Source organism: uncultured Bifidobacterium sp. (genome assembly GCF_959020145.1).
Lineage (GTDB): Bacteria > Actinomycetota > Actinomycetes > Actinomycetales > Bifidobacteriaceae > Bifidobacterium.
The window spans coordinates 43,098-65,115 of the sequence record NZ_CAUEQY010000010.1 but is presented as its reverse complement, the minus strand read 5'-3'; the positions used below and the strand labels follow the sequence as shown (position 1 = coordinate 65,115).

Annotated in this window: 32 protein-coding genes and 1 tRNA gene; all 33 read right to left on the bottom strand. The window is 61.2% G+C overall.

Features of this window, described 5'->3' with window-relative positions; genetic code table 11:
- Window positions 1-499, bottom strand: a 499-nt coding sequence (locus tag Q5H33_RS05090; RefSeq protein WP_302423359.1) for a hypothetical protein, incomplete at its 3' end; no start/stop codon positions are given.
- Entirely contained in the window at window positions 496-747 is a 252-nt protein-coding gene (locus tag Q5H33_RS05085) for a hypothetical protein (RefSeq protein WP_038444712.1), read from the bottom strand. The genes Q5H33_RS05085 and Q5H33_RS05090, both read right to left, overlap by 4 nt.
- Window positions 747-2,312 (bottom strand): hypothetical protein, encoded by a 1,566-nt coding sequence (locus Q5H33_RS05080; RefSeq protein ID WP_046999280.1) that lies wholly within the window; start codon window positions 2,310-2,312, stop codon window positions 747-749. The genes Q5H33_RS05085 and Q5H33_RS05080 overlap by 1 nt, the downstream gene beginning before the upstream one ends.
- Window positions 2,279-3,133 carry a hypothetical protein gene (locus tag Q5H33_RS05075; RefSeq protein ID WP_046999279.1) on the bottom strand — a complete coding sequence of 285 codons (855 nt, stop codon included), beginning with the start codon at window positions 3,131-3,133 and terminating at the stop codon, window positions 2,279-2,281. The genes Q5H33_RS05080 and Q5H33_RS05075 overlap by 34 nt, the downstream gene beginning before the upstream one ends.
- Window positions 3,120-6,527 (bottom strand): phage tail tape measure protein, encoded by a 3,408-nt coding sequence (locus Q5H33_RS05070; RefSeq protein WP_302423355.1) that lies wholly within the window; start codon window positions 6,525-6,527, stop codon window positions 3,120-3,122. The genes Q5H33_RS05075 and Q5H33_RS05070 overlap by 14 nt, the downstream gene beginning before the upstream one ends.
- A 17-nt stretch (window positions 6,528-6,544) precedes the next feature.
- Window positions 6,545-6,820: a hypothetical protein gene (locus tag Q5H33_RS05065; RefSeq protein ID WP_038444715.1), complete on the bottom strand. Its 276-nt coding sequence runs from the start codon at window positions 6,818-6,820 to the stop codon at window positions 6,545-6,547.
- Between the two features lie 50 nt (window positions 6,821-6,870).
- On the bottom strand, window positions 6,871-7,380 hold the full coding sequence (locus Q5H33_RS05060) for a hypothetical protein (protein WP_038444717.1): 510 nt from the start codon (window positions 7,378-7,380) through the stop codon (window positions 6,871-6,873).
- A gap of 103 nt (window positions 7,381-7,483) precedes the next feature.
- Window positions 7,484-8,002, bottom strand: a complete 519-nt coding sequence (locus Q5H33_RS05055; RefSeq protein WP_151911844.1) for a hypothetical protein — start codon at window positions 8,000-8,002, stop codon at window positions 7,484-7,486.
- 23 nt (window positions 8,003-8,025) lie between these two features.
- Window positions 8,026-8,430 (bottom strand): hypothetical protein, encoded by a 405-nt coding sequence (locus Q5H33_RS05050; protein WP_038444719.1) that lies wholly within the window; start codon window positions 8,428-8,430, stop codon window positions 8,026-8,028.
- A gap of 11 nt (window positions 8,431-8,441) precedes the next feature.
- Entirely contained in the window at window positions 8,442-8,825 is a 384-nt protein-coding gene (locus tag Q5H33_RS05045; protein ID WP_038444721.1) for a hypothetical protein, read from the bottom strand.
- The gene (locus Q5H33_RS05040; RefSeq protein WP_080716525.1) at window positions 8,822-9,235 is read right to left on the bottom strand and encodes a DUF6093 family protein; all 414 of its coding nucleotides are present in this window, start codon (window positions 9,233-9,235) and stop codon (window positions 8,822-8,824) included. The genes Q5H33_RS05045 and Q5H33_RS05040 overlap by 4 nt, the downstream gene beginning before the upstream one ends.
- On the bottom strand, window positions 9,232-9,816 hold the full coding sequence (locus Q5H33_RS05035) for a hypothetical protein (protein ID WP_302423350.1): 585 nt from the start codon (window positions 9,814-9,816) through the stop codon (window positions 9,232-9,234). Before Q5H33_RS05035 ends, Q5H33_RS05040 begins: the two co-directional genes overlap by 4 nt.
- Window positions 9,817-9,841: 25 nt before the next feature.
- On the bottom strand, window positions 9,842-10,786 hold the full coding sequence (locus tag Q5H33_RS05030; protein WP_302423348.1) for a coat protein: 945 nt from the start codon (window positions 10,784-10,786) through the stop codon (window positions 9,842-9,844).
- A 14-nt stretch (window positions 10,787-10,800) separates the two neighbouring features.
- The gene (locus tag Q5H33_RS05025) at window positions 10,801-11,391 is read right to left on the bottom strand and encodes a hypothetical protein (protein WP_038444725.1); all 591 of its coding nucleotides are present in this window, start codon (window positions 11,389-11,391) and stop codon (window positions 10,801-10,803) included.
- Between the two features lie 11 nt (window positions 11,392-11,402).
- The gene (locus tag Q5H33_RS05020; RefSeq protein ID WP_302423347.1) at window positions 11,403-12,620 is read right to left on the bottom strand and encodes a hypothetical protein; all 1,218 of its coding nucleotides are present in this window, start codon (window positions 12,618-12,620) and stop codon (window positions 11,403-11,405) included.
- Complete coding sequence (locus Q5H33_RS05015; RefSeq protein ID WP_302423345.1) at window positions 12,502-14,022, bottom strand: phage portal protein; 1,521 nt, start codon at window positions 14,020-14,022, stop codon at window positions 12,502-12,504. Before Q5H33_RS05015 ends, Q5H33_RS05020 begins: the two co-directional genes overlap by 119 nt.
- Window positions 14,023-14,676, bottom strand: a complete 654-nt coding sequence (locus Q5H33_RS05010; RefSeq protein WP_038444727.1) for a terminase — start codon at window positions 14,674-14,676, stop codon at window positions 14,023-14,025.
- A 1-nt stretch (window position 14,677) separates the two neighbouring features.
- Entirely contained in the window at window positions 14,678-15,001 is a 324-nt protein-coding gene (locus tag Q5H33_RS05005) for a hypothetical protein (RefSeq protein ID WP_148304133.1), read from the bottom strand.
- Between the two features lie 44 nt (window positions 15,002-15,045).
- The gene (locus Q5H33_RS05000) at window positions 15,046-15,648 is read right to left on the bottom strand and encodes a DUF4417 domain-containing protein (RefSeq protein WP_302423339.1); all 603 of its coding nucleotides are present in this window, start codon (window positions 15,646-15,648) and stop codon (window positions 15,046-15,048) included.
- A gap of 126 nt (window positions 15,649-15,774) precedes the next feature.
- Window positions 15,775-16,893 (bottom strand): hypothetical protein, encoded by a 1,119-nt coding sequence (locus tag Q5H33_RS04995; RefSeq protein ID WP_021913322.1) that lies wholly within the window; start codon window positions 16,891-16,893, stop codon window positions 15,775-15,777.
- Between the two features lies 1 nt (window position 16,894).
- Window positions 16,895-17,446 (bottom strand): hypothetical protein, encoded by a 552-nt coding sequence (locus tag Q5H33_RS04990; RefSeq protein ID WP_021913321.1) that lies wholly within the window; start codon window positions 17,444-17,446, stop codon window positions 16,895-16,897.
- A gap of 348 nt (window positions 17,447-17,794) precedes the next feature.
- Entirely contained in the window at window positions 17,795-18,187 is a 393-nt protein-coding gene (locus tag Q5H33_RS04985; protein ID WP_085462041.1) for a hypothetical protein, read from the bottom strand.
- A gap of 186 nt (window positions 18,188-18,373) precedes the next feature.
- Window positions 18,374-18,518 (bottom strand) — tRNA-OTHER (locus tag Q5H33_RS04980).
- A 140-nt stretch (window positions 18,519-18,658) separates the two neighbouring features.
- On the bottom strand, window positions 18,659-19,426 hold the full coding sequence (locus Q5H33_RS04975; protein ID WP_085462042.1) for a hypothetical protein: 768 nt from the start codon (window positions 19,424-19,426) through the stop codon (window positions 18,659-18,661).
- 37 nt (window positions 19,427-19,463) lie between these two features.
- Complete coding sequence (locus Q5H33_RS04970; RefSeq protein WP_302423335.1) at window positions 19,464-19,616, bottom strand: hypothetical protein; 153 nt, start codon at window positions 19,614-19,616, stop codon at window positions 19,464-19,466.
- 106 nt (window positions 19,617-19,722) lie between these two features.
- Window positions 19,723-20,094: a DUF3310 domain-containing protein gene (locus tag Q5H33_RS04965; RefSeq protein WP_085462043.1), complete on the bottom strand. Its 372-nt coding sequence runs from the start codon at window positions 20,092-20,094 to the stop codon at window positions 19,723-19,725.
- Window positions 20,087-20,242, bottom strand: a complete 156-nt coding sequence (locus Q5H33_RS04960; RefSeq protein ID WP_021913200.1) for a hypothetical protein — start codon at window positions 20,240-20,242, stop codon at window positions 20,087-20,089. The genes Q5H33_RS04965 and Q5H33_RS04960 overlap by 8 nt, the downstream gene beginning before the upstream one ends.
- Window positions 20,239-20,646 carry a hypothetical protein gene (locus Q5H33_RS04955; RefSeq protein ID WP_302423330.1) on the bottom strand — a complete coding sequence of 136 codons (408 nt, stop codon included), beginning with the start codon at window positions 20,644-20,646 and terminating at the stop codon, window positions 20,239-20,241. Before Q5H33_RS04955 ends, Q5H33_RS04960 begins: the two co-directional genes overlap by 4 nt.
- On the bottom strand, window positions 20,643-20,924 hold the full coding sequence (locus Q5H33_RS04950; protein WP_302423329.1) for a hypothetical protein: 282 nt from the start codon (window positions 20,922-20,924) through the stop codon (window positions 20,643-20,645). Before Q5H33_RS04950 ends, Q5H33_RS04955 begins: the two co-directional genes overlap by 4 nt.
- Complete coding sequence (locus Q5H33_RS04945) at window positions 20,921-21,091, bottom strand: hypothetical protein (RefSeq protein WP_021913197.1); 171 nt, start codon at window positions 21,089-21,091, stop codon at window positions 20,921-20,923. Before Q5H33_RS04945 ends, Q5H33_RS04950 begins: the two co-directional genes overlap by 4 nt.
- Window positions 21,072-21,545, bottom strand: a complete 474-nt coding sequence (locus tag Q5H33_RS04940) for a hypothetical protein (protein ID WP_302423327.1) — start codon at window positions 21,543-21,545, stop codon at window positions 21,072-21,074. Before Q5H33_RS04940 ends, Q5H33_RS04945 begins: the two co-directional genes overlap by 20 nt.
- A gap of 34 nt (window positions 21,546-21,579) precedes the next feature.
- On the bottom strand, window positions 21,580-21,708 hold the full coding sequence (locus Q5H33_RS04935; RefSeq protein ID WP_302423325.1) for a hypothetical protein: 129 nt from the start codon (window positions 21,706-21,708) through the stop codon (window positions 21,580-21,582).
- Window positions 21,705-22,004: a MazG nucleotide pyrophosphohydrolase domain-containing protein gene (locus Q5H33_RS04930; protein WP_302423324.1), complete on the bottom strand. Its 300-nt coding sequence runs from the start codon at window positions 22,002-22,004 to the stop codon at window positions 21,705-21,707. The genes Q5H33_RS04935 and Q5H33_RS04930 overlap by 4 nt, the downstream gene beginning before the upstream one ends.
- Between the last annotated feature and the right edge of the window lie 14 nt (window positions 22,005-22,018).

Below are 22,018 nucleotides of genomic sequence, written 5' to 3'. Positions count from 1 at the left end.
GGGTTACGGAATCCCACAAAGCCCCCTTCGGCGTGAACAGGCGCACCGGAGTGCCGACCGTGATACCGTCCAATGGGATACGCCACAACGGCATGTACGCGTCAACCGCGCCGGACAGTATCTTCCCTGACGGAATGGTCGGGTCGGCGGCAGTCGTCGCGTTCGGCGTGCCCTTCAACACGGTCAATTCCACCAGCTCATTACCGGTCTTGGAATCTCGATGGTAATGCGCGCAGATGATGTCATTGCGTTTCACGCCCTGCGACCCGTTGGAGATCGTCACGGATTCCGCCGCCGTGATATGCCAGTCCAAGCCTTGAATCGACGCGCAGCCGGTGCCGATCGTCGCCCTGTTGGGCGAACTCATCGAACACTTGAACGCGTCGCCCCAGTCGAACACCACGTCGGACTTCGAAAACTTGGCCTGATGGATGATCGCCTTGTCCTCGCTCGAGATGTGCGCGACTCCGGCTTTGCCGTCAACAAGTTCGATGGTCACTGTTCAGCCTCCTTCAACCATGCTTCAAAAGAAGCGTCGTCCTTCTGCATGAACGCCATGAAAGACGCATTGCACTGGGAGCACAATTCGTAGATGTCAGGCGTCACATCATCCGCGATGCGGGTCGCCTTGCCAGCGGAATACCGGCGCACGGTGAACCATTCACGCGCCTCCGTATCGCCAGCTGCGACATACGCGGTCTTGCCGCACTTGTCGCACACGTACTTCGAGTAACCGTCAGACTTCACTATCCAATCCTTTCAAACATGGAACAACCAAGCGAAGGCAACTGCCTCCACGTACCACCGAAATCCACCGCAGGGTCAACACCGGTCGTGTTCATCACGACATAGCCGATTGGAAACACGACCTTTCCCGTACTGCCGGAGCCACCGTTCACATGGGCGCTTATCACACCGTCCACGCTCACAATCGTGGAACCATCCACCCTCACGCCACCCAACACGTCCGTGGACGCCTTCGGCAGCGCGTAGGCGTTCGCGCCCCGTTCGACCGAAGCGAGCTTAGACCGTTCACCGTCGGTCATCATGCCCGACTTCGCACCATCGGCCACACTCTTCGCCGCATCCGCAACGGTCTTCGCATCCTCGGCGGTCTTGTTCGCCGCTCCAATCTGCGCCGCGTAATCGGAAGCCGTCTTGTTAGCCGCCTCGGCAACCTGCCTGACGGCATTCAAATCATCAGAATCGACATCCGCGTTTATCGTGCCGCCTGAAATCGACAGGCCACGACCAGCCGTCAAAGACACGCCACCACCAGGCGAACCACCGGAAGACGAAGAGGAAGAGCCGGAATAGTTCGCATTCGCCGACTGCACCGGCAGTCCGACCTCGAACGTCGAAGTCAAAATCCCGGAATCGATTTTCACAATCTGCTTCGTCACCACGGCGGTGACATTGACACCGGAAGCCTGATCCGTCGCGACGATCTTGTCATCCACGTGCAGACCATCACCGACCTCATCGGACAACGTCACCTCGACTGAACCACCGGTCTGCAACTCCTGCAGATGTTTCTTCGTCTCGGATTGCAGCGTGGACAAATCCGCGTTGGAATAGTCGTATGTGGCGCATACCTCATCGACGCCAATGAGCGTCTGCGTCTGACTCACCGCACCGGCTGCATCAGCGAAATAATTGACCACCAGACGATCTTTAAGCTCCTGCGAGCCAAGGCCGATGAGATGATTCACCGCGCGACAGTTGGTTTCGGCCTTGAAGTCCACCAAGTCGGAATCGATCGTGTTGTCGATGATGCCGACCGGCGTGATGCCAAGCAGGATGCGATTATCCTTGGCTTGGAAATCGAGGCGTCTGCCACAGGATGCGAGCAGATTACGGAATCCTGTGTAGGCGTCCACGTAGCGTGGATTTCGGAACATCCAATTCGACAAAGTGGAAGCATCGGAGGAATCGACGGTAAACACCGAATCCAAACCGATGCGCTTCAAAAGGCTTTTAAGGATGTCAGGCAGCTTGCCGGAGACGGTCAGGTAATCCTGATTCGCGTCCGGCTGCAATATCTTCGCCGCCAACATGCCAGTCCACGATTGGCCGATCCACATGGCCGTGGACACGCCACCGGAAACGGTCACACGACGGTCGATGATCCGGCCGCCCACGTCACTGCCGTCAAGCCAGAAATACCAACCACGTTCGATTTCCGGCGCATCCGGATCGTCGATGGTCAATTCGAAGTCGTTTTCGTCCGTGCCGCAAGCCCAATCCAACGTCACCTGCGAAACGATCGCACGTGGCGTCAGCTTGCCGTCGGCGAGGATAACGTCAGCCAAGGCACACCTCCCGAAACGTCAAACATGGTCAAATCGATGCCATAATTGCCGGAAACCGTCAACAGCGAATCTCCGGCCGGTATCGGCTCGAAAACATATGAGCCGCTTCCCCTGCCGTTGCCACGAACGCCCTTGTCGAAAACATCCGAAACGTCGCCGTTTTCAGCTGTCAACGTTATCGTCTTCCGCAATCCAGTGGCCGACAGCGACACATGACCGCCTTCCGGCACCGTCACATCAACCGCATAAGTGTTGCCGCCGATCTGGAAAGACGGGTTGACGCAAGGTCCGAAAATGACCGCAGTGAACTCGGCGGCCTCGCCGGTCGGATTATTCACCGTCAAGGCGATTTTCGACGGAGCCAAATCGGTCGGCAGGTCCAGGGGGAGGTCAATCTGCGAACCGGTGCCTGGCGTCATCGGGAAGAAATGCTGCACCGGCAGCGCGCGACGCCAAACACCATCGCAAAGGACAATCGTGTAATCGACTTGCGCGTATTCCGGCCATGGCACGAGACCGAGCGATGAGCCGACGACATACGCCCGCTGGAACCATTCGCCATCCACCGTCAACGTGCCTGGCGTAACCGCCTGCACGTCCGAATCGAAAGCCGTCTGCACCACGTCCAATCTTGACGGATCCGTGGTGCGGACGGTCATTTTCGCCGTCGACGCGTTCCGGCTCACCGATTTGATACCGCGAGTGGCCAAAGTGTACGTCCATGCGTACCCGCGCATCTCCTGCAGGTCGGCCACCCACAGACTATCGGTGTTGAGGTCGATGACCGTGCCATCATGCGACGCGTATCTAAGCTCGCGCATATCTGCGGATCAACCTCCCCAAGTCACGATCGCCGACCGTCGAATCATCGGACGCGGCGCTGATGATCGCGCCAAGATCGTTGTGCAGGCTGGTTATCGCCGCCACCACGGAAGCGGTATCAACCTGTATGCTGACCTGATTGCCTGTCATCTGATTGGCTGTGGCAAACACTTCGCGTGGAATCTTCCGCTCGTTCAGCAGGCGCATGGTATCGACGCCGTAATAGGCCGTGGCCGCGGCATTGTGCGTGTACTCGCCCGCGGCGAGACGAGCGTTGAGCAGGTACACGCTGTCGCTCAGACCATTGCCGGGCGCCCATGCCGGATCCACGTAGCCGGAGAACATGCCACCTCCGGCGAACTGCTGGAAGGTGCCGTCCGTGAACATGCCGCCTGTGTAACCGCCTTCCTTCTTCGTTTTCTCCGTGACGGTGAAGCTCTTGTCCGCGATCTTGAAGTTGTTGATGAACCGGAGCACCGGAGTCGCCTGGTCGTTGACCGAGGCGGTGCTCTTCTTGTCGTTCAGCTTCTTGCGGTTGACGGCGTCGACCTTCGGTCCGGCCTTGTCGGCCGAATCGAGCGTGTTGCGCTTGTCTTTGAGCCTCTTGGAGTTGGCCGCGTTCGTCTTCGGCGTGGCCTTGTCCGTGGAGTCCAAGGTGTTGCGCTTGTTGGTCAGCTTCTTCGAGTTGGCCTTGTCGACCTTCGGAGACGCGTTGTCTTTCGCGTCGAGTTTGGCCGTGGCCTTCTTGCCGTTGAGCTTGTTGACGTTCGCGGATGCGGTCTTGGCCTTCTTGGATGCCTTGTCGGTCGCGTCGATGGTGCCTTTGACGTGCTTCTTGCCGAAGTCGTCCATCATCTTCCGCGCCTTCTTGGCGCTGTCCGTGGCCTTCTTGTCGTCGGCTTCGAGCTTGGCTTTCGCAACCTTCTTGTTGAATTTGTCGAGGTTGGTCTCGGAATCCTTGGTTTTCTTCTTGGCCTTGGAGTCGTCCACGTCGAGCTTCGGCTGGTTGCCTTCGGCGGTCTTCTTGATGTTGTCGATCGCCGCTTTGATGCTGTCGGAACTCAGACCCCACCGGTCCGCCAAAGCGTTAGCGGCCTGTTCGCCCATGCCCGAAGCTTCGGCCTGCCTTATGAGGGCTTCGCGCGCATCCTGCAGGACGCCGTTGGCGCGTTCGATCTCGCCTCCGGTGAAGTTGGTGTTCTCACCCTGCTTGAGTATCTTCTCCGCAGCGTTCTGCGCGCTGCTGGCGATATCCTCCAAGGCCTGCCTGGTCTTTGTGCCCTTCTCGCTGAATCGGTCGAGCAGGTCGCCGTTCTCGTTGAACACTCGACCATTGTCTTTGCAGGTGTCCGACAGTTGGCCGATCTTCTGGTTGAGCTGGTCCACGGCCTCGTCGGCGGTCAGGTTGTTGGATTCCAAGCCGAAGAGCGATTTGACAAGTCCGTCGATTTCCTCGGCCGCGTCCTTGGCGCTGCTTCCGAGGTCCTTGTTCGCGCTGGCGGTGTCCTTGGCGGCCTTCGATGCGTTGCCGTCGGCGTCCACGGCGTTCTTGGTGGCTGCGGCCTTCTGCTTGGTCTGTTCCTTGGCTTCGCTGTATGCCTTGGCTTCGTCCTTGATGCTGTCGCGCATCTTCTGCGCGACAGCCATCTGCGAATGGCCCTGCTTGCCGTATTCCTTCAACGCGGCGTTGACCTTGTCAGTCGCGTCCTTGTTGCCCATGGCTGCGCTGGTCATGTCGGTCAGGCTGACCTTTGCCTCGCCCATCCAATGCGTCATGTCGGCTCCGGCGAAGTTCATCTTCTGGTAGGAGTCGGCGATGGTGCTACGGACGTCACTGCCTGATTCAAGCGCGGACTGGAGCTGTTCGGTGGCCTCCTTGGCCTTCTGCTGGCGCTCAATAAATGAGGTGAGCGCCACTCCGGCGACGGTGAGGGCGATGCCCCACGGTCCGCCGAGCAGACTCATGACGCTGCTGCCGACGGCTTTGAATCCGGCGGTTTTCAGTTCGGCTCTGCTGGCGCTCGTGCCGAACGCCTCCATCTGCTCCTGCGCGCTCATGCCGCTCGCACGGAACATCTGGAAGGCGGTCTGCGCGGAGGCCAGAGCGCTTTTCATACGCTGGATCGGGTCGATGGCCAGACCAATGTTGTTGGCCATCGTGCTGGTGCTGCCGTTGAGATTGCTTGCGGCCTTGTGGACGCCGCCGAGCACGCCGCCGAGAGCGGCCATGACGATGATGGTCTGCTGCGCGCCGGCCGGAAGGCTGGCGAAGGAGTCCACGAGGGTGTCAAGCCCCTGGACGAGTTTGCGCAGTGGCCCTTGCGCGCCTTCGCCGATGGAGATCATGAGCGATTCCATGCTGCCGGAGAGGTTTTCGAGGTCGCCTTTGAGGTTGTTGTTCTTTGCCGCTGCCTGTTCGGCTGCGTATCCGCTTTCGGATACCGCCTTGGTCCAGTTCCTGACGCCTTTCTCTCCGGCGTCGTAGAGGTAGTTGGCGGCCTTGATGGCGTAGCTGCCGAAAATTGTCGCATTCGCCTGGTTGCGCTGTTCCTGCGTGAGGTTTTTCTCGGCTTTTTGCAGCTGTCCGGCGAAATTGGCCATGCCGACGAAGTTGCCGGAAGCGTCGTATGCGCTGATGCCGAGCTCCTTCATGGTGGCTGCCGCGTCGTTGGATGGCGCGGCGAGCTTCATGAGCATGCTGTTCAATTGTGTGCCGGCTTCGGCGCCGATGGTGCCGTTCTGGGCGAAGAGGCTGAGGACGCCGGTGGTCTCCTGGATGCTCATGCCGAAGCTGTTGGCCTGCGCGCCGCAGTTGTTGAGCGCTTCTCCGAAGTCGCTGACGTTGCCGACTGCCTTGCCAGCGCCAGCGGCGAGCGTGTCGGCGACCTGCGAAGCCTGGCTGCCGGACAAGTGGAACATCGACAATGCGTTAGCCATGTATTCCGCGGCGTCGCCCACGGCCATGCCGTCCGAGGCGGCGAGGTTGAGGGCCCCTGTCAGGCCGCCGGAGAGTATGTCGGTGACGCTCATGCCGGCCTTGCCGAGGTCGTTGATCGCGTCGGCTGATTCGCTGGCGGAGTAGACGGTGCTTGCGCCTGCTTCGATGGCGGCTTGGCGGAGTTGGTCGAGTTCAGCTCCGGTGGCTCCGGTGTTGGCCTGCACAGTGCTCATCTGCTGGTCGAAGTCGGCTGCCATCTTGATGGATGCGACGCCGAAAGCGGCGGCGGCGAGTCCGGCGGCGGTGAGGCCGCTGGTGATGAGCGCGCTCTTGCGGCCGGTGTTCTCCATGCCCGAAGCGACCGTTTTCGCGGTGCTTCCGGCGCGGGTCATCGCCGCCTCATATGAGGCGGTGTCGGCCATCAGCCGGATGACGATGTTCTTGTTCTCAGCCAAAGCATCCTCCAAAAATGTCAACAGGTCAGGTGCGCGGTCAACGCGTTCGCGGCCGGATTGTCCCTGCCATTCGCATCAGTCCACCGTTTCATGGCCTGCTGCATGTGCGCGGTGGCCCAGCAGACGCTGGTTTCGGCATGCAATGTAAGTTCGGCCTTCGGGTCTTGGCAGATCGAGCGCGGCAAACCGCATAGTGGGCACAACGAGCGTTCGTATTCCGCCAACGAGCGCATCCAATTACGCTCCGTCTCATCCCATTCGACCTCATCGCCCCTGCTCGGCCGCCAGCCCATGAACCGCTTGTAGCTGATGCCGAGCTGGCGGCAGATCCGTAGGTCCTCGACTAGTTGCGGAGAACCTTCGAGGCGAGGTCGAATGCCGCTTTTGGGTCCGCTGCGGTGCCGTTCAGTTCGGCGATGGCCTGCCAGATCGGCGTGAACTGGCCATCGGTGAGTTCGTCGAACAGATTGCGCCACGCCTGTTCGGTCTTGTCTTCGTCGGCTACCGGCTTGCCGCCGATGGTCGCGGAATCAAGCATGAGCGGCAATGCCGCGGCTGCGGTGCCGAACATGTCGTTCGTGCCGTTCTCATTGCGGTGCGCGGCCAATGCCTGCGCCCACTTGCTGACCGGCAACGCCCGCAACGTGAGCTTCAATGTCTCCGCATCCGCCTGTTCGCGCAGCTGTTCGATGCGTTTGGCGGTGGCCTTAGCCTGCCGGTTCGTCCCGGCCTCCGTAATCTGTTCGCGCGTGGTCTCCTCGGACAGCGTATCACCCAATCTGGCGATGTCCTCGGCGATCTGCTGGTTGAGGATGATGTCGACCTCGCGCGTGCGCCTGGTGACTTTAAGCATTGTTGTTCCTTCGCTCTAATATTCATGTTCCTTTACTGGGGAAGAGAAAAAAGAGGGTCCCGCGCCGGCGAAAGGAACGAAAGTCCGATGCGGGAAGAATGAATCAGGCGACCTTCACGTTCTCCGCCCAGCCTGGAGCCCGGACGGAGAAATTGACCTTGCTGCGCAGGATGCTGTTCGCGGCGATCGCCACCTTGGCGCTCATGCCGACGCGGACCGCGTACACGTTCACGATGTCGCCGGCGACAAAAGTCGAATCCGTCTGCTTGCCATAGCGGCGCACGAAGTAGCCTTCCGCACCCTCGGTCAACGTCTCCATTGCCATGTTCTGCGTGGAATGCGAAGTGTTGGTGTTGTCGATGACCTCGACGCTCGGGCCGCTGATCTTCTTGCGTCCGGGATTCTCGTAATCCTGCGCGCTGTTCTCGCGCTGGTCGGAGATGGAATCCTGCGACGGCGAGCATGACCAGCCGCCAAGGGTGACGTAGTTGCTCAGGTCGGTGCCGGCGCCGATCTCTGCAGCGGTCGGCTTCTGAATGTTTTTGATGGACGGCACCCAGATCGTGTTGACCAGACCGTCCGCCGGTGTGGAAGGAACTTCAGTTCCAAGAGTCAAAACCATGACTCCTCCTTATAAATATTGGGTCACATGCGTGACCAGTTGAATTTGAAAGTCAATAGGCGCACCTGATAGAGCAGGCTTGTGTCCTCTGCGGTGAGTCCGGCCGCATATGCGCCGGAATCGGAGAACAACGTCAGGCAGCCAGTGTCGAACCCGTGCGCGACGAACCGTTTTCCAGCCAAGGCTGGAATCATGAGGTCATCGGCCAGCACGTTGACGGAATCGGTGGTGGTGCTCACGATGCGCACCAGCAGAGTGCCGATGCCGCAATGCACGTGTTGCGTCTCCCCGACGATGTGCCCGTTCGTGGTGACCGTTTCGATCACCCACGGTGGCTTCTCCGTCGGTTTTGGCGTGGTCTGCTTGAAGACCTTCCACCCATCCGCAGGTTTTGGCACATGGTCGAGAATCGTGTTCGACAAGGTCATTATCGACTGCACTAGAATCCCTCCACTGCGGCACGAGCCACATATTCCGCGAGCTTTGGCAGCTCTTCCTCGCCATGCTCGTAGAACCGGTGTGTTCCACCACCTTTAGCGGTTCCGAAGAACGCGATATTGGCTAGCGAACCAGCCCCGCCCTTGGTAGGGCCTATCTCGGCGGAAATGCGTCCCGGCGCTTCCTTCACCGTGTAGGTGATTGGGATGCGTCGGAATGCCTTGTTGCCGGAGCTGGAGAGGTCTTCGCGCAGGTCGTTCTTGACGTTCTGCGCGCCTTTCTTCACAGCCATGGTGATCGCCGCGCGGCGGGCGACGCCTTTGGCGAGCAGCTTGTCGGCGAAGGCGGTCAGCTCGGACGCGTCGAACAGGCTCGTGGCGTTCATGCATCCTCCTTCACGTTCCAGCGGCAGGCGGTGGCGTGCGTCTTCTCGGATTGCGGGGAGACGAGCCTGAGCCGTCTGCCTGTCAGCAGCGGGTTCGCGGATTCGGTGATCTCCACGACGTCTCCGGCACGCAAACCATTGGTGTCGTAGGGAAAGTGCACGTAGAGCGACCAGACGAGGCTTACGGCGCCCATGGCCTGGGCAGCACTCCCCTCGGCCTGCTCGCTGGCGAGACCACCAGAGGTCTGCACCTTGCACTTGCCCTGGTACACCTGCTCCGTGCCGGTGTTCGGCAGTCCCGTGTCCGGATCCGTAGTGGATTCGCCGGGTCGGGTCACCGTGCAATGGTCGGTCATGAGGTTTTCCGCGTCGCGGCGGGCCTTGGCGAGGAATGATGCGCTGATTTTCATCGGAACACTCCAATCGACGTAACGTTCGCGCCGAAGCGGTTGCGCAGCCTGCGCTTGGTCGCTTCCGGCAATTCGGTCACGTCGATTTGGGTGGAATCGCCTTGCGTGTAGCCGACCTGTGCGTCGTCGACGCGCTCATAGCTGACGCCGACGTGTGCGCCGGGGCCACCGTCCTCGAGCTGGTGGAGTCCGGCCGCGACGTACGAGCAGACGAGTCTGACGACGTCGGCGGGTATCGGATTCCAGCCGCCCGTGAAGGTGACGGTCACGACCGACGGGATGCGCCCGAAGGGACTCCATGGCTCTTCGCGGTAGAGCGAGGATCCGAGGAGTCGCCAGTCGTAGACGGTCTTGCCGTCGATGAGCACCCTGGAAACGCTTCTGACGGCCTTGCATGGCAGGTCGAGTTTCCTGGACTGTTCGCCGGGGATGTCGACGGTCCATTCGCCGAGCGTGATCGGACAGCCGGCGGCCGAGCGGACGGCGTCGGAGACCGAATCGAGCAGACTGGTTGCCGTCTGCTCGTCGGTTACTTCGATTCCGTTGCTTTTCAGGTCGTCCAAGGTGGCCAGTGCGGTCATTTCAGCCTCCGATCATCGGACTCGACTACTTGCCGCTCTTCTTGCCTGCAGCAGCATCCTCTTCACCGTCGCCGTCTGCGGTGGTATCGCTCACGACGGGGGCCTGCGCATCCTGCAGGGAACGACCGGTGGTGGTGGAGAGATTCAGGGTGATCTTGGTCAGGCACTCGGGGCGGATGACCTTGGCACCGTACAGATCGAGGCCGCGCACCATGTCGGCGAAGTCGGTCTGCATGCGCATGGCCTCGACGTTGCTGACCTGCTGTGCGAAGGTCACGGCGGCGTTAGTGCCGGCGAGAATGGACTGCGTGTCCGGGCTGGCGGACTTGTGCGGCACGTTGTTGGACTTAACGACGGTGAAGCCGCGCACCTGGCCGACCACGCCGTTGAGCAGCGTATTATGACCTGCTTCGGTGCCTTCGATGAAGCGGGAGTCCTGCAGCAGGAGCGCGTAGAAGTCGGGGCTGACGACGAGCCAGCGGCCCTCGTCGGGCACGTTTTGAACATCCAGTTTCCGTCCGGCTTCCACGACGGCGAGATACGCGTCGGCGGGGGTGCCGACGGCCACGGTCTTGGCTGGCGTGCTGACGGCCGTGTCCATGAGATTGGAGATGTAGTTCTCCACGTTCTTCATCATGTTGTAGGCGGCGGAATTGGTGAACTTTCCGGTCATGTCCGCCTTGGCCTGAGCCTTGTTGAGATCGTTGACCTTGAAGGCGAAATAGTCGGACTGATCGATTTCAAGGACGGCTGCTTCCTTGTCATTGGCATCGTCGACGGTGATCGCCTGGCCGCGGACGTACTTGCGCACAGTCACATCGTCGTATCCGGTAATGTGGACGGTATCGCCGGCCTCACGGATGTCGCCCTCATAATCGCGGTTGCACAGGCTCGGAAAGACGAGCTTCGCGCGCAGGGCTTCGAGGATGGCGGCGGACCATACCTCGGGAATGAAATTGGTGATTGCCATTGCTGGTGGCCTCCTTACTTGCTGCGGCCTGCGAGCAGATCATCCAGGCGGCCCTTGCGGCGCGCCTCGTCGATCTGTTTCGTGGTCATGTTCTTCAGATCGTCCCTGGTAAGCTGTCCCGCCTGATGATCGCCATCACGGGCGCCCGACGGTGGGATGATTCCCGCCAGGCCAGCCTTGTTCCCGCCTTGCGCGAGATACGGATGTGCTGCGACCAGAGCGTCGATTTTCTTGGAAATCGCGTTCTGGTCGTATCCTCCCTGATCGTCAGCGGTCAGATCGGAAAAATCTATAAGCTTCAATGCGTCACCCGGATTGATGAGCTTGCCAGTGGCTGCGGCGGTGACGTTCGCCTGGAGCACCTGCTTCTGCAGTCCGGCGATGGTGGCCTGCGCGGAGTCAAATTCCTTGCCGCGCTTCTCCCAGTCGGCGACCTGCTTCTCCAAGTCGTCCACACGGTCGGCCTTCTCGTAGGCGGCCTTGAGTTTCGCCTCGAGATCGCCATTGACCTTCTTCTGGCCGAGGAACTTGTCATGCCAGTCGACGGGCGGCTCCTGCGCGCCCGGATCGTTGGTGTTCGGATCCTGCTGTTGTCCTTCGGACATGGTGTTTCCTTTCATTTGGTGTAGACCTCGCCGTTGCTGGCGAGCCATCTGCGGTACGAGTTCTCCGCTCTGGCCAGCACGTCAGGCGTGACCGGCGAATCCGGCTGGTACGGGTTGCGGCCGGCGAGCGCTGCTTCGTAGCGGAGTCGTGCGTTCTGGAGGCGTTTCTGGGCGGCGGTCTGTTCTTCGTGTCTGCCTTGGCGCCATTCGTTGTTGTGGAGCCATTGCTGGCGTCGGAGCGCTGGGACTTGGGTTCTCCAGTTGTCGGGGAGGATGTAGCCCTCGCGCTTCAGGAGTTCGATGGTCTGTTCGCGCGGGAGGTTGAAGCTGTAGATGCCTTCGGGTGTGAGTCTGCGGTGTTGCTGTTGTCCGTATTGGTATTTGCGAATCATGCGGCTCCATCCGTAGCGGCCAGTGCCTTCGGACGTGGTCATGTGGACGTTGCCGTGTCCGATTGGCCGCATGCCGCGGTGGGCGTTGACGACCTGGTAGATGTCGGCGCCGTCTCTGATTGCCTGTGCGTCGGCATGTCCGAAGACCTTGTCCTGCTCCTCTTCGCTCATATTGTTGAAGCGGTCCATCGGACTGGTGATCCAGCCTTGTTTCTCGGCCTTTTCCTTGCCTTTGCAGGGGATGGTGCGGCCGTGGCATTTCGGGTGTCGGAGGAAGTCGTTGTTGTGCCGGAAGTATTTTCCGGCGAGGATGGCGCATCGTGGGCAGCAGTCGGGTGATTCGACGCGCACGTAGCCGACGCCTGCCCTTTGTGTGATGCTGACGCCCATCGCGCTGATTGACGTGTCCTCGATGGCCTGCATGGCCATCTGGCGGAGCGTCGCGCGTCCAGCCTGCATGGCATCCGATTCGTCCATGCCGGACTTGATGGCCGACAGGGTGTGCGTGACCGGGATGCCGAAATACGATTCGAGGTCGATGCCGCTCGGCGCGAAGCCGGTTCCGAATGCGAGAGGATTCGCGATGCCGCCGTCTGGCTGGATGTAATCGCTCTGTTCGGCGAGCATCAGCGTGGATGAGTCCATCGCGTCGGCGGCGGCGCGCGTCTGCAGGGTGGCGAAGAGCGTCAGGAAGTCGGCGTTCGTCCGATTCCAGCTGTCACGCACCCGTCGCGGATCCACGCCCTTCCATGTTTTGTCCGCCGCCTTCACAGCCAGCAGGCATAGTCTGGCCAGGGTGTGCCGGCTGTCCGACAGGCTGTCCATCGTCACCGTCATCAGATGCACCTCCGACCTGCAGGGTTCGCGCTATCTCGGCCATCTCCGGGTCGCTGTTCTCCTCGTCGATCATGCGCATGATGCGCTTGATGTCCTCGGGGCTCTGGCCCATCTGTTCGGCGATCCACTGCAGCGGGTAGCCGAGCCGCCTGTATTTGAGCATCGCGTCGGCCATGAGGGCCTCGCTGCGGTACTGCGGCGTGGCGAACACGACCTTGGAGTCCTCGAGGATGCGCGCTGACTGCTCGTCGTCCTCGAGCGTCATGGCCATCTCGCACAGCTCACGCACCGGCTGGCGCATGAAGCTGATGCGCTCCAACGTCTTGCTGACCAATCCGGCTTCGGCGACCTCGTAGCCGGTGGCGGGCACCTCCGCGTTCGTCAAAAGATAATGGCCTGGCGTGCGCGTCTCGGCGGCGATGTGCTCGACCGCCTTCTGGATGATCGGAAGGAAGGCCTGCAGGTTGCTTGCCGTCCATTCGCCGATCGACACGTTGTCGCCGGTGATCTGCATGATGCGCTCCATGACCTGCTTGTCGAGGTTCACGGGACGTTCGCCCACCTGCTCTCCGGTGGCCTTGTCGAACACCGGTTCGGACAGGCTGTCGCCGCCGAGGATGACCCTCGCGGGCATGGACGCGAAGTCCAATGCGTTCAAGGTGTATGCCCAGCAGACGTTGACGGCGTCCTGCATGGATTCGACCTGCTCGACGTCGCTGATGGGAAGGTTGTCCAGGAGCATCTGGTTGCGGAATTCGACCAGTGGGACGCGGCCGAGCGGGTTCGGGCGGACGGAGTCCGGCAGGAACATCCATCCCTCGACGCCCGGCGGCAGACGGTCTCGTTCGTCGTCTCCGCCCGCGCGGACGCGCACCACGTCGAAGACCACGTCGGGCAGCAGCAGCGTGCCGAATTCGTGCTCCTCGTCGTATCTGACCAGGAGGCCGGCGTCGACCTCGCCGGTGAGCGGATCGTAGTGGACAGCCGCCGAGTCGGGGTGTTCGAAACTTATGCGCGCCCTGCCGTCCGGCATCGAGGTGACCAGGCCGAAGGCTCTGCCTGTGGTGGTCATCATCAGGGCGGTCTCCTGCAGTTTGCGGTCGCAGTCGTTGCGCTCCCACACGCGCATCACGTGCGAGTCGAGTTCGACGTCGCCGTATGGGATGAAGCCTCGGAAGTGGATGCGTTCCACGGGCGCCTGCGCCACAGGCAGGCACCAGTTATCGGCGAATCCGCTGAAACGATCCGACATGTAGCGTTTGAATTCGTCGGACGCGAATTTCAGGGTGCCACGCTTGCCGCGCACGTAGTCCGTGTGCTTCCTAATGTCCGAGCGTCGCTGCTCTATCTTCATGGCGAGCAGGTTCGCCATACGGTTCACGTCCGCGGCGGTGCGAATCATTCAGAATCCCCTTGTTGTCGAGCCGGTCAGCAGGTAGGCCTTGCGTTTCCTGCCCCAGCCGGCGGCGCGCGCGTCGCATGCCGCCTCATGTGCGAGCACGCTGGTGACCGCCGCGTCGATTTTCCTTGTCTGTTTTGGCTTGCCGAGCCCGTACCGTTCGCCGGACTTGGCGAAGCGTCTTGCGTTGCGCATGTGCGTGATGGTGATCGGACAGCCATCCTGGGTGATGGCGTGGTGCTCGAGGTCGGATTCGAAGCGTTTCAATGCCTCCCAGACGGCGGTGATGCGGCTGGAGCCGCTCATCGACCAGGGAATGTACTTCTTCGGCCCGTATTGGGAGTCCCATGCCTCGATCTGCGACTCCCACGACACCTCGTCGCGGAATCCGGGGTCGCAGTAGGCGCGCACGATCTTGTACCGGTCGTTGAGCTCGTCCATGGCGGCGTTGACCTCGCTGCGCGGGATTCGACCGCCCCATGTCTTCGGGTTCCAGATGGTGGGACGCCGGTCCTCGCCGTAGCGCGGAGTGAAGATGAAGCCCTCGCGTGTTTCGGCCTTGATGCATGTCCAGTCGTCGTTCTCGGAGCCGTCGAAGCCGAGGCACACCTCGGTGCCCTTCGACGGGTTCTCAAGCCAAAGCTCATGCTCGGACACGCTAATATCCCATGTTCCTCAAGACCGATTTTGACAAACTCTTCTGCGAGCGCTGGTAGTTCTGGTTTGTGATCTCCCTTGTTGTCGCTTCGCCGAAGGAATTGACGAATGCGTGGCTTGTGCCGCTTGATTTTGGTTGGCGTCGGATCTGTTCGTCGGAGATTCTGTCGCGCTGTGCCCTGGCGGTGCGGAATGCCTTGGAGGCTGCCCGGTATTTGTCGTAGTTCGCCTTGGTTGCCTCTGGAAAGACGCTTTCCGGCATGCGCTGGTTGTATTGCGTGGCTCCGTGCGCGGTTCTCTGCATGATTTCCGATGCGGTGTCCATGCGGTTTCCCGCGTCGCGCATCATCTTGGTGAGATCCGTGTCGCTTACGGATGAAAGGTCAGAGGAAGAGCCTCCCCCTCCGCCGCCATGTCCGCCACGTCCTGCGCCTGAGCTTGATCCTCTTCCGCCCATTTTTTCATCCTTTCCGCATTGCTGTTTTTGTATGTGACCACTTCGATGCCACTGAAGTCGAAAAACGGAATGGCATCTCCGTAGAGGAGAATCTTTTCCGGTGCGAGCCTGTCGATCGCGTATCGCATGCCGAGCCGCCAATAGAGTTCTGCCGTCGGATTGTCGTTCGTTCCGACCGTGCTTACCGCGACGGTGGAGTTGTTTGGAATGCCTGAAAAGCAGTACGGGAATGACTCTGGGCCCGCCCATTGAAGTGTTGGGATGACTTTCAGTCCGCAGGCCTGCCAGTATGCTCCGATCAGACGGCTTCGGAAGACGTTATAGATCTTCATCGCTTCCGGCATGTCCATGTATGTGCTGAAATCAGGTGTCAGCACGCACTGGAAGCGTTTGAGCGGTGCGATGTATCTGTCCGGCTGGTTCCAGACTCTCTGGAACTGGTAGTCATCGATGAAGAAATGGATTCCGCAATGCTTGACTGTCTTTTTGCCGGTCGCGTAATTGAAGCCTATCAACGTGTCAGGGGGGTGACGTCCTGTTTTGCAAGCATTGGCATGTCGTATCGGCCAACTGTCCGCACCTTTTGCAGCAGCGGAAGATTGTATTGCCTCATCGTCCGCATCCTTGATTTGTTGAGTGGTCTATTGTCCCGCATAGCAGCTCTCCCATAGTCCGTCCTCGAGCCATGCGCCGCCGCCCTGCACCATGCGGTTGCCAAAGAAGCGTTCCGCCTGCGCGGGATCCTTCTCCATGAGGGCCTCGGCCTCCGCCTCGACGGAATCCAAGGGCACCCAGGGGCTGCCGGCGTACACCCATTCGAGGATCTTGCGGCGTTCGCGCCGGTTGTTGAAGCTGTATGGCGTACCGTCCTTGTGGCGCAGGTCCGGGTTGAGGTCGGGGTTGCGGTAGAAGATCCACACATCCGATGCCGATGTCTCGAATTGCTGTTGGGCATAGGAATTTTCGCCGGGGTCGTAGGCGTTGGTCCAGAAGTGCGTTCTGCCGCCCATGCCGGCGGCGCCGCGGCGTTGGGTGTCGGCCACGTCGAGCATGCCGTTCGACTTGGTGTACAGGCCGGCCTCGTCCTGTTCGGCATCGCTGATCGGGTTGCCCAGACGGCTGGTGGCCGATGCGGTCACCACATCGATGCGGTCAAGGTCGAGATCGTCATCGTCCAAGTTGATTCCGGGGCGCAGGATGCGGATGAAGCCCTCGCGCACCTTGAGCAGCTGCTTCAACGGGCCGAGCCGGATCATCGCGACGAGTGGACGGTAGGCGTTGCGCACCTGGTCCTCGGAGTTCGCGGTCAGCTGGATGAGTGGCGAAGGGTGACGCATGCCTTTCGGTTCGCCCGGATTGTAGTGGTAGACCCATCCGCAGGGGCAGCCGTTGTCGGAGCATCGGTACACGTCGCCGGGCTTCGCCCAACCGGCGAACACGACGGGCCCGCAGGCCTCGAGTATCGCGCATGAGGCCTCGGTCGGTCCCTTGCCGGTCTTCTGTGGTCCGATGCATCCGGTCAGACGGTATTGGAAGGCCTGGTTGAGGACGAGCGGATTGTCTACCGTGACCTCCTCGGGAGGCACGAATTCCGCGTCCTCGCGCACACGCCAGCGGTGCGCGGCGTACCAGAATTGCCAATCGGACCAGCAGAATGGCTTGCCGCGGAGGATGCCGTCTGGCTGGCGCACATGCCGCTGCACCCACGCGTCCTGCAGGTCGGCCAATGTCGGGAAGTCGATGATCCAATCGTCGGCCATGTCACGCCCTCAGGCGTCGTGGGAACTGGACGATCTTGGTGTCCATTCCGCTGGCGGCGGCCTCCACGTCCGTGGCGGACACCTCGTGGGCGGCCATGTCGACGTTGTCTTCGGAGATCTTCCAGCCGAGCGCCTGCAATCCGGCCTCGGACAGGCCGATGCGATCCTCAAGCCTGATCTTCACGGCCACGTCCGCGGCCTTCGCCAATGAGCTCTCGCAGATCACACATTCGCGCACGTACGAGGCAATCTGGTAGTGCAGGTACTTCAGCTGCGGCTGTTTCCATGCGCGCGCCTGCGGCAGACGCCACAGCTGTTTCCACAGTTCGGCCTCCCGATTGTTCCAGGATTCCGAACCGGCGGTGTCCTCGACCCACTCCTGCGACTCCTTGTCGAAATCGCGGAGCACATACGGTGGTAGCGGGAATTTCGGCGGCCGGCCCTTGTATTCGGTGTTGGGCAGGCTGCGCAAAGTGTATCCCCTGCGTTCGCTCGCTCCGCTCGACGGATCCGGCATCGGACCGGATCTGACGCGTTTTCCTCCTCTTGGCATGTCTCCTCCATCGTCGGACGGCCTCGCGCCGTTCCTTCGCTGTCGGCGGCCGGGCCTTTCGCCCGACCCCCTCTGAAACCTTTGAACCCTCCGCACCTCGGAGACAGCTCTCCGGCGGTTCTAGCCACCAACCCGTTAGGGGGTACCCCCGTGGGTGTTTCGGCGGGTTGATTTCGTTGATTTTCCAACGTTTTCCAATGCCGCGCGTTCGGCTTCGCGGCGGGCTGCGAACCGAATTGAAAAAGACTTGATCGCTTTTGTCTTCCGCTTCGTCTCACGTTTGCGGCGCGCGTTGGACGTCGTCGGCTCGGCTCGACGGCATGCGTTCGTGGCGTCGATAGTGATGAATCAGCGAAGGCTTCGTCCGTTGAAGCCTGAAGGTTTCGTTCTTGCCGTCTTGCTGTCGTGGCAACGCTTGCACAGGCCGCGCATGCGTGTCGGGTCGTTGGGGTCCAGTCCGGCTTCGATGAGCTCGACTCGTTCGAGCGGCCAATGGTCGGCGATGGTGCTGGGGGCGCCGCACAGGCCATGGTGCCTGCCGCATCCGTCGGGTCCGTCACCTGGGCAGACGCATCGCGGATCCCTCGCCAGCACACGGGCACGTGCGAGCCGATGGGCTTTCGAGGTGTATGGATTGCGGCCGCGCGAGCGGCGCTTGTCCTTGGCTTTCCTGCACTCGTCGCACAGGGAGCCGGAGGAGACCAGATGCGGGCAGCCGGAGGTGGAGCATACCTTGTACATCGAATCCCCCATTGGTGGAGAAGGTCCGGCATGTCGGGGTACCCGCACCTCGAAAGCTCCCCCGCAAACCACTGCCAGATTCGCCATTCTCAAGCACATCAGGTGAACCACCCCATGGATGTGGCGCTGACGAGCCCTGGTGGCCGGTTCTACTAGTGGACCATGCCGGACACGGATAATCATAAGCGCTTCGGGCTGGAGTCGAACCAGCGACCCGCGGGCCGGCACATATCGTTGACGGGCAATTGAGAATTGGAAACCATGACCGGTTAGAGGTCCGCTCATTGGAATCCGTGCCGTCCCGCAGCTCTACCGCTGAGCCTACCGAAGCACGAAGGCCACCCGGCAAACGCCGGATGGCCTCCAATCACGAAAGGGCACGAACAAGGCAACCTGTGGCCACCCACAATTCGCGCTCACCATACACATTAAACGGCGAGCGGACATCGAACAAATGTTCGGCGTGTCGCATCAGCCGACATGCGACGCCGCATCAAGCAACTCACCCGCCACCACACGCCACCTGCCCGAGCCAAGGCGCTCGCAGCCATGCAGCCTGCCCGACCGCAACAGCCACTCGACCTGCTTGCGCGACACGCGCCGTCCGATGACATTGGAAAGCCACGACGCCAACTCGGCCGGACTGCCGTCCACGGTGCGCGAACGCGCGTCCCGCTCATGCTCCGTGACCAACGCCTCCAAATCCAGGCGAACGCCACAGGACGGACAGTCACCGGCCCTCATGCCGAACGGGGCCGCTATCCGCTGGCCGCACTCCGTGCAGGAGACCACCGTCACACGAGGATCGCGCTCGCGCATCATGCCGTCGAAATCGATGAGCGTGGCGTGCAGGTCGAGCATGAGGTCCGGCGTCCTGCCGCTGGCCGCCAGGCTGTTGCGGTTGGAGATGGCCTTGCGCCATGCCTTGCGCCATGATTCCGGCCTGAGCAGGCTGTAGCGGATGTCGACGGTGGAGGCGATGTCGAGCATGAGGCGCGAGGCGCGCTCCCACTGCTCCTGCCAGTGGGTGCTGATGGGCAGTGGCGCGACTCCGCGCGATGGCGCGTGCGAGCGTCCACCGATGCGGGCGGTGCGGTCGGCCAGCGCGCGGAGTGCCGGAATCACGTGGGCCAGCGAGCCGATGTCCTCGATATACCGGCGCAGGCAGGATTGGCAGATGGCCCATCCGGCCGTGGTTGGATTGCCGCAGTTCGGGCATGGCGTCTCAGTGTCCCTCATGACTTCCTTCGGTTCGAACGGATGTTCTGCTTAGATTCTACCGTCGGCGAGCGCCGTTTTCGGTGGGATGGTTGTTGATGACGGCGGTTATCTCGTCGGTGGTGCATTGCGGCATGATCCGGCGGATTTCAGCCACCGTGTATCCGCGCTCATGCCATCGGATGATGTCGTGTTCGGTGGATTTCCTCATTTCCGCCCTCGTCTCCTTTCACGGTGTTCGATGATGGCGAGCGCCAGGTAGATGGAGAGGAGCGCTGGGATCATGAGTATCTGCCTGATGGTCTGGATGATTCGTCTCATGATTCCTCCTTCGTCCGTCCGTTTTCGATTTCGGCGATTTTGCGTATGAGGATGGTCAGGGCATGCTGTCTGCATCCTCCTGCCATGACGGCCCATACGTCTCTCAGGTCGGCCCAGTCCGCTTCGGCGAGTGTGGATAGCAGGGCGACGACTTCGTCCCTGTGGCCTTCGTCGGTGAGCGGGACGCCGTGCATGATGGCGTCCTTGGCGTACCATACGGCCTTGTCCAGGTCTTCGATGCCGTTCTTGCCTTTCCATCTGAAGCAGTATTTGACCACGTTGCCCCATTCGAAGCTGAGCAGGCGCGTCAGCTCGATGCATTCGAACGGGCCGTTGCGGTAGTGGTCCGGATTGATGCTGTCACTCATCGGCGTCCTCCTTGAATGGATTGTCGGCGGTGTGTGGAGGGAAGTCGCATTGCTGATCGGTCCATCCGGCGGAGTATCCAGCCTCCCATGCCTGCGCGAGCTGCCGGCGGCGCTCGCCGGATTCGATGAGGTCGTACATGTCGCTCATGCGTCCTCCTCCGCGCCGGCCGGCCCTTCCTGGAGCCCGAGCCTCCTCTTGCAACGCGAGATGGCCGCGTAGAACGCGTCCATGCGTCCGAGACAGAACTGCAAGTCGCACATATCACTCCGATGCTGGATCAGATCGATGTACTCCTCGGTGGCCTCGCCCTCGAGCTCGGAAATCAGTCCACTCATCTCCGCCATGTCCCGTCGTTCTGCGCTCGCCGGCGGCTCCTTCGGTTCGAACGGATGTTCGGCGGCGATGGCGTCTCGTACCGCTATGGCGGTCTCGTCATCCTCGAAGACGAGGTCCACGCATCCGGTTTTGGCGCTCACGGTCGGCGTGCGCGAGCAGTTGGTGTCGATGATGCTGAGCATGTGGTTTCGCTTCGTGTATTGCGCTTTTATCACGATTCCTCCTTTTCGAGCGCCTCCGCCATGGCCGAGCACATGCCGGCCACCGCGAACTTCGCGGCCATGATGGTGATGCCCTCGCGCAGCAGTCCCTGGCGGAGCAGGTATCTGAGCGCGGCGGCCACCTCCACGTCCGACGGCTGGCGCAGGCTCCCGGCCGTGTAGCCGTCCGCGTACGCCTGGATGACCGCCTCGGCGATCGGCGAGCGCAACGACGGCGCCCTGCCGCGCAGGGTCTCCTTCTCGCGCCTGACTTCCTCTTCCAATCCGTTCATCGGCGATTCCCCTTTCTTGCTTGTTTGATGATGGTGCGTCTTCCGGTGACGAGATCAGCGATTTCGACCTTGCCCGCATGTTCGGCGAGCGCCTTGGCTTTGGCGAGCGCCTCGTCCATCTCGGTGAGGATGTCCACCAGCTCGCCGTCAACGATCAGATAGATCATCGGAGCACCTCCCCGCAGTCGGATGCTCCGACACCCAGCGCTCATACCGCCAATACGTCGCGAGCGGCACCGTCCTGACCGGCCTGAATCCAAGCCTCCACATGCAGTCGGCGCACACTTCGGACGCCACCCTGGACTGGTCCGCGTAGCACAGGCACACGCGGTACACGGGACCCGAACACCACCGGCCGCACAAATCGCAGGTGTGCATGTCCTGCGTGACCAACTCGTCACGCCGGGGCAGGAAAGGATTCCCCGCATCCCGCTCCTCCACGGCATCAGCGAGCGCCTCTTTGATCTTGTCCCTGGCGAAGGCATAGGCGTTGGATCTGGTCGTCGCGCATTCCTCGAGGGGCCTATTGCCTTGACAACTTCCGGCGCGTGCGGCCTTGAGTTCCTGGGTGATGAGTTTGTTGAGCGTGTTGATGGCGATGTCTGCGTCACTGTCTCTCATTGTTTTCCTTCCTTTTCCTGCGGTATTCGCGTTTTCATTCGGCTTCGTGGGCGAGTCTGATTTCGAGTGGCTGTTTGCCGTATCGCTTCTCGGTCTTCGTCCGCATGGCCGTGATGTCGTCCGCGAAATACCCGATGATCCATTCGGCGGATGGAGCGCTCATTCCGTGTCCTCGCTTTGATGGCCCTGCAGCGCGTTGCGCTTGCGCTGCCGTTCGGTCTTGCGGTCGATCCATGCGTGGACGTCGGCGTCGTCGACGTCGTACATGCGGGACAACTGGTAGAGGCAGACCGTCACGTCGGCCATCTCCTCGGCGAGGTTGTCCTCGATGTCGAGCTCGCCGCGCAGGCGTTTGCTGATCGCTTTGATGAGTTCGGAGCATTCCTCCATGCAGACGACGCTCTGTATTGCGACTCCGTTGAGCTCGATCGTCTTGTCCCAGACTTCGTGGTTGGTCATTTCCTTGTCCTTTC

What these genes read in the sequence shown, in the direction of transcription:
- Q5H33_RS04985 (WP_085462041.1), bottom strand. Translation starts at nt 18,187, where the DNA reads ATGTACAAGGTATGCTCCACCTCCGGCTGCCCGCATCTGGTCTCCTCC.
- Q5H33_RS04970 (WP_302423335.1), bottom strand. Translation starts at nt 19,616, where the DNA reads ATGAGGAAATCCACCGAACACGACATCATCCGATGGCATGAGCGCGGA.
- Q5H33_RS05045 (WP_038444721.1), bottom strand. Translation starts at nt 8,825, where the DNA reads ATGAACGCCACGAGCCTGTTCGACGCGTCCGAGCTGACCGCCTTCGCC.
- Q5H33_RS04960 (WP_021913200.1), bottom strand. Translation starts at nt 20,242, where the DNA reads ATGAGCGACATGTACGACCTCATCGAATCCGGCGAGCGCCGCCGGCAG.
- Q5H33_RS05025 (WP_038444725.1), bottom strand. Translation starts at nt 11,391, where the DNA reads ATGTCCGAAGGACAACAGCAGGATCCGAACACCAACGATCCGGGCGCG.
- Q5H33_RS04995 (WP_021913322.1), bottom strand. Translation starts at nt 16,893, where the DNA reads ATGGCCGACGATTGGATCATCGACTTCCCGACATTGGCCGACCTGCAG.
- Q5H33_RS05060 (WP_038444717.1), bottom strand. Translation starts at nt 7,380, where the DNA reads ATGCTTAAAGTCACCAGGCGCACGCGCGAGGTCGACATCATCCTCAAC.
- Q5H33_RS04990 (WP_021913321.1), bottom strand. Translation starts at nt 17,446, where the DNA reads ATGCCAAGAGGAGGAAAACGCGTCAGATCCGGTCCGATGCCGGATCCG.
- Q5H33_RS05065 (WP_038444715.1), bottom strand. Translation starts at nt 6,820, where the DNA reads ATGGGCTGGCGGCCGAGCAGGGGCGATGAGGTCGAATGGGATGAGACG.
- Q5H33_RS04945 (WP_021913197.1), bottom strand. Translation starts at nt 21,091, where the DNA reads ATGATCTATCTGATCGTTGACGGCGAGCTGGTGGACATCCTCACCGAG.
- Q5H33_RS05055 (WP_151911844.1), bottom strand. Translation starts at nt 8,002, where the DNA reads ATGGTTTTGACTCTTGGAACTGAAGTTCCTTCCACACCGGCGGACGGT.
- Q5H33_RS04940 (WP_302423327.1), bottom strand. Translation starts at nt 21,545, where the DNA reads ATGAGAGACAGTGACGCAGACATCGCCATCAACACGCTCAACAAACTC.
- Q5H33_RS04950 (WP_302423329.1), bottom strand. Translation starts at nt 20,924, where the DNA reads ATGAACGGATTGGAAGAGGAAGTCAGGCGCGAGAAGGAGACCCTGCGC.
- Q5H33_RS04975 (WP_085462042.1), bottom strand. Translation starts at nt 19,426, where the DNA reads ATGAGGGACACTGAGACGCCATGCCCGAACTGCGGCAATCCAACCACG.
- Q5H33_RS05015 (WP_302423345.1), bottom strand. Translation starts at nt 14,022, where the DNA reads ATGATTCGCACCGCCGCGGACGTGAACCGTATGGCGAACCTGCTCGCC.
- Q5H33_RS05040 (WP_080716525.1), bottom strand. Translation starts at nt 9,235, where the DNA reads ATGAAAATCAGCGCATCATTCCTCGCCAAGGCCCGCCGCGACGCGGAA.
- Q5H33_RS04965 (WP_085462043.1), bottom strand. Translation starts at nt 20,094, where the DNA reads ATGAGTGACAGCATCAATCCGGACCACTACCGCAACGGCCCGTTCGAA.
- Q5H33_RS05005 (WP_148304133.1), bottom strand. Translation starts at nt 15,001, where the DNA reads ATGGACACCGCATCGGAAATCATGCAGAGAACCGCGCACGGAGCCACG.
- Q5H33_RS04930 (WP_302423324.1), bottom strand. Translation starts at nt 22,004, where the DNA reads ATGACCAACCACGAAGTCTGGGACAAGACGATCGAGCTCAACGGAGTC.
- Q5H33_RS05075 (WP_046999279.1), bottom strand. Translation starts at nt 3,133, where the DNA reads ATGCGCGAGCTTAGATACGCGTCGCATGATGGCACGGTCATCGACCTC.
- Q5H33_RS05050 (WP_038444719.1), bottom strand. Translation starts at nt 8,430, where the DNA reads ATGACCTTGTCGAACACGATTCTCGACCATGTGCCAAAACCTGCGGAT.
- Q5H33_RS05020 (WP_302423347.1), bottom strand. Translation starts at nt 12,620, where the DNA reads ATGACGGTGACGATGGACAGCCTGTCGGACAGCCGGCACACCCTGGCC.
- Q5H33_RS05035 (WP_302423350.1), bottom strand. Translation starts at nt 9,816, where the DNA reads ATGACCGCACTGGCCACCTTGGACGACCTGAAAAGCAACGGAATCGAA.
- Q5H33_RS05030 (WP_302423348.1), bottom strand. Translation starts at nt 10,786, where the DNA reads ATGGCAATCACCAATTTCATTCCCGAGGTATGGTCCGCCGCCATCCTC.
- Q5H33_RS04935 (WP_302423325.1), bottom strand. Translation starts at nt 21,708, where the DNA reads ATGAGCGCTCCATCCGCCGAATGGATCATCGGGTATTTCGCGGACGAC.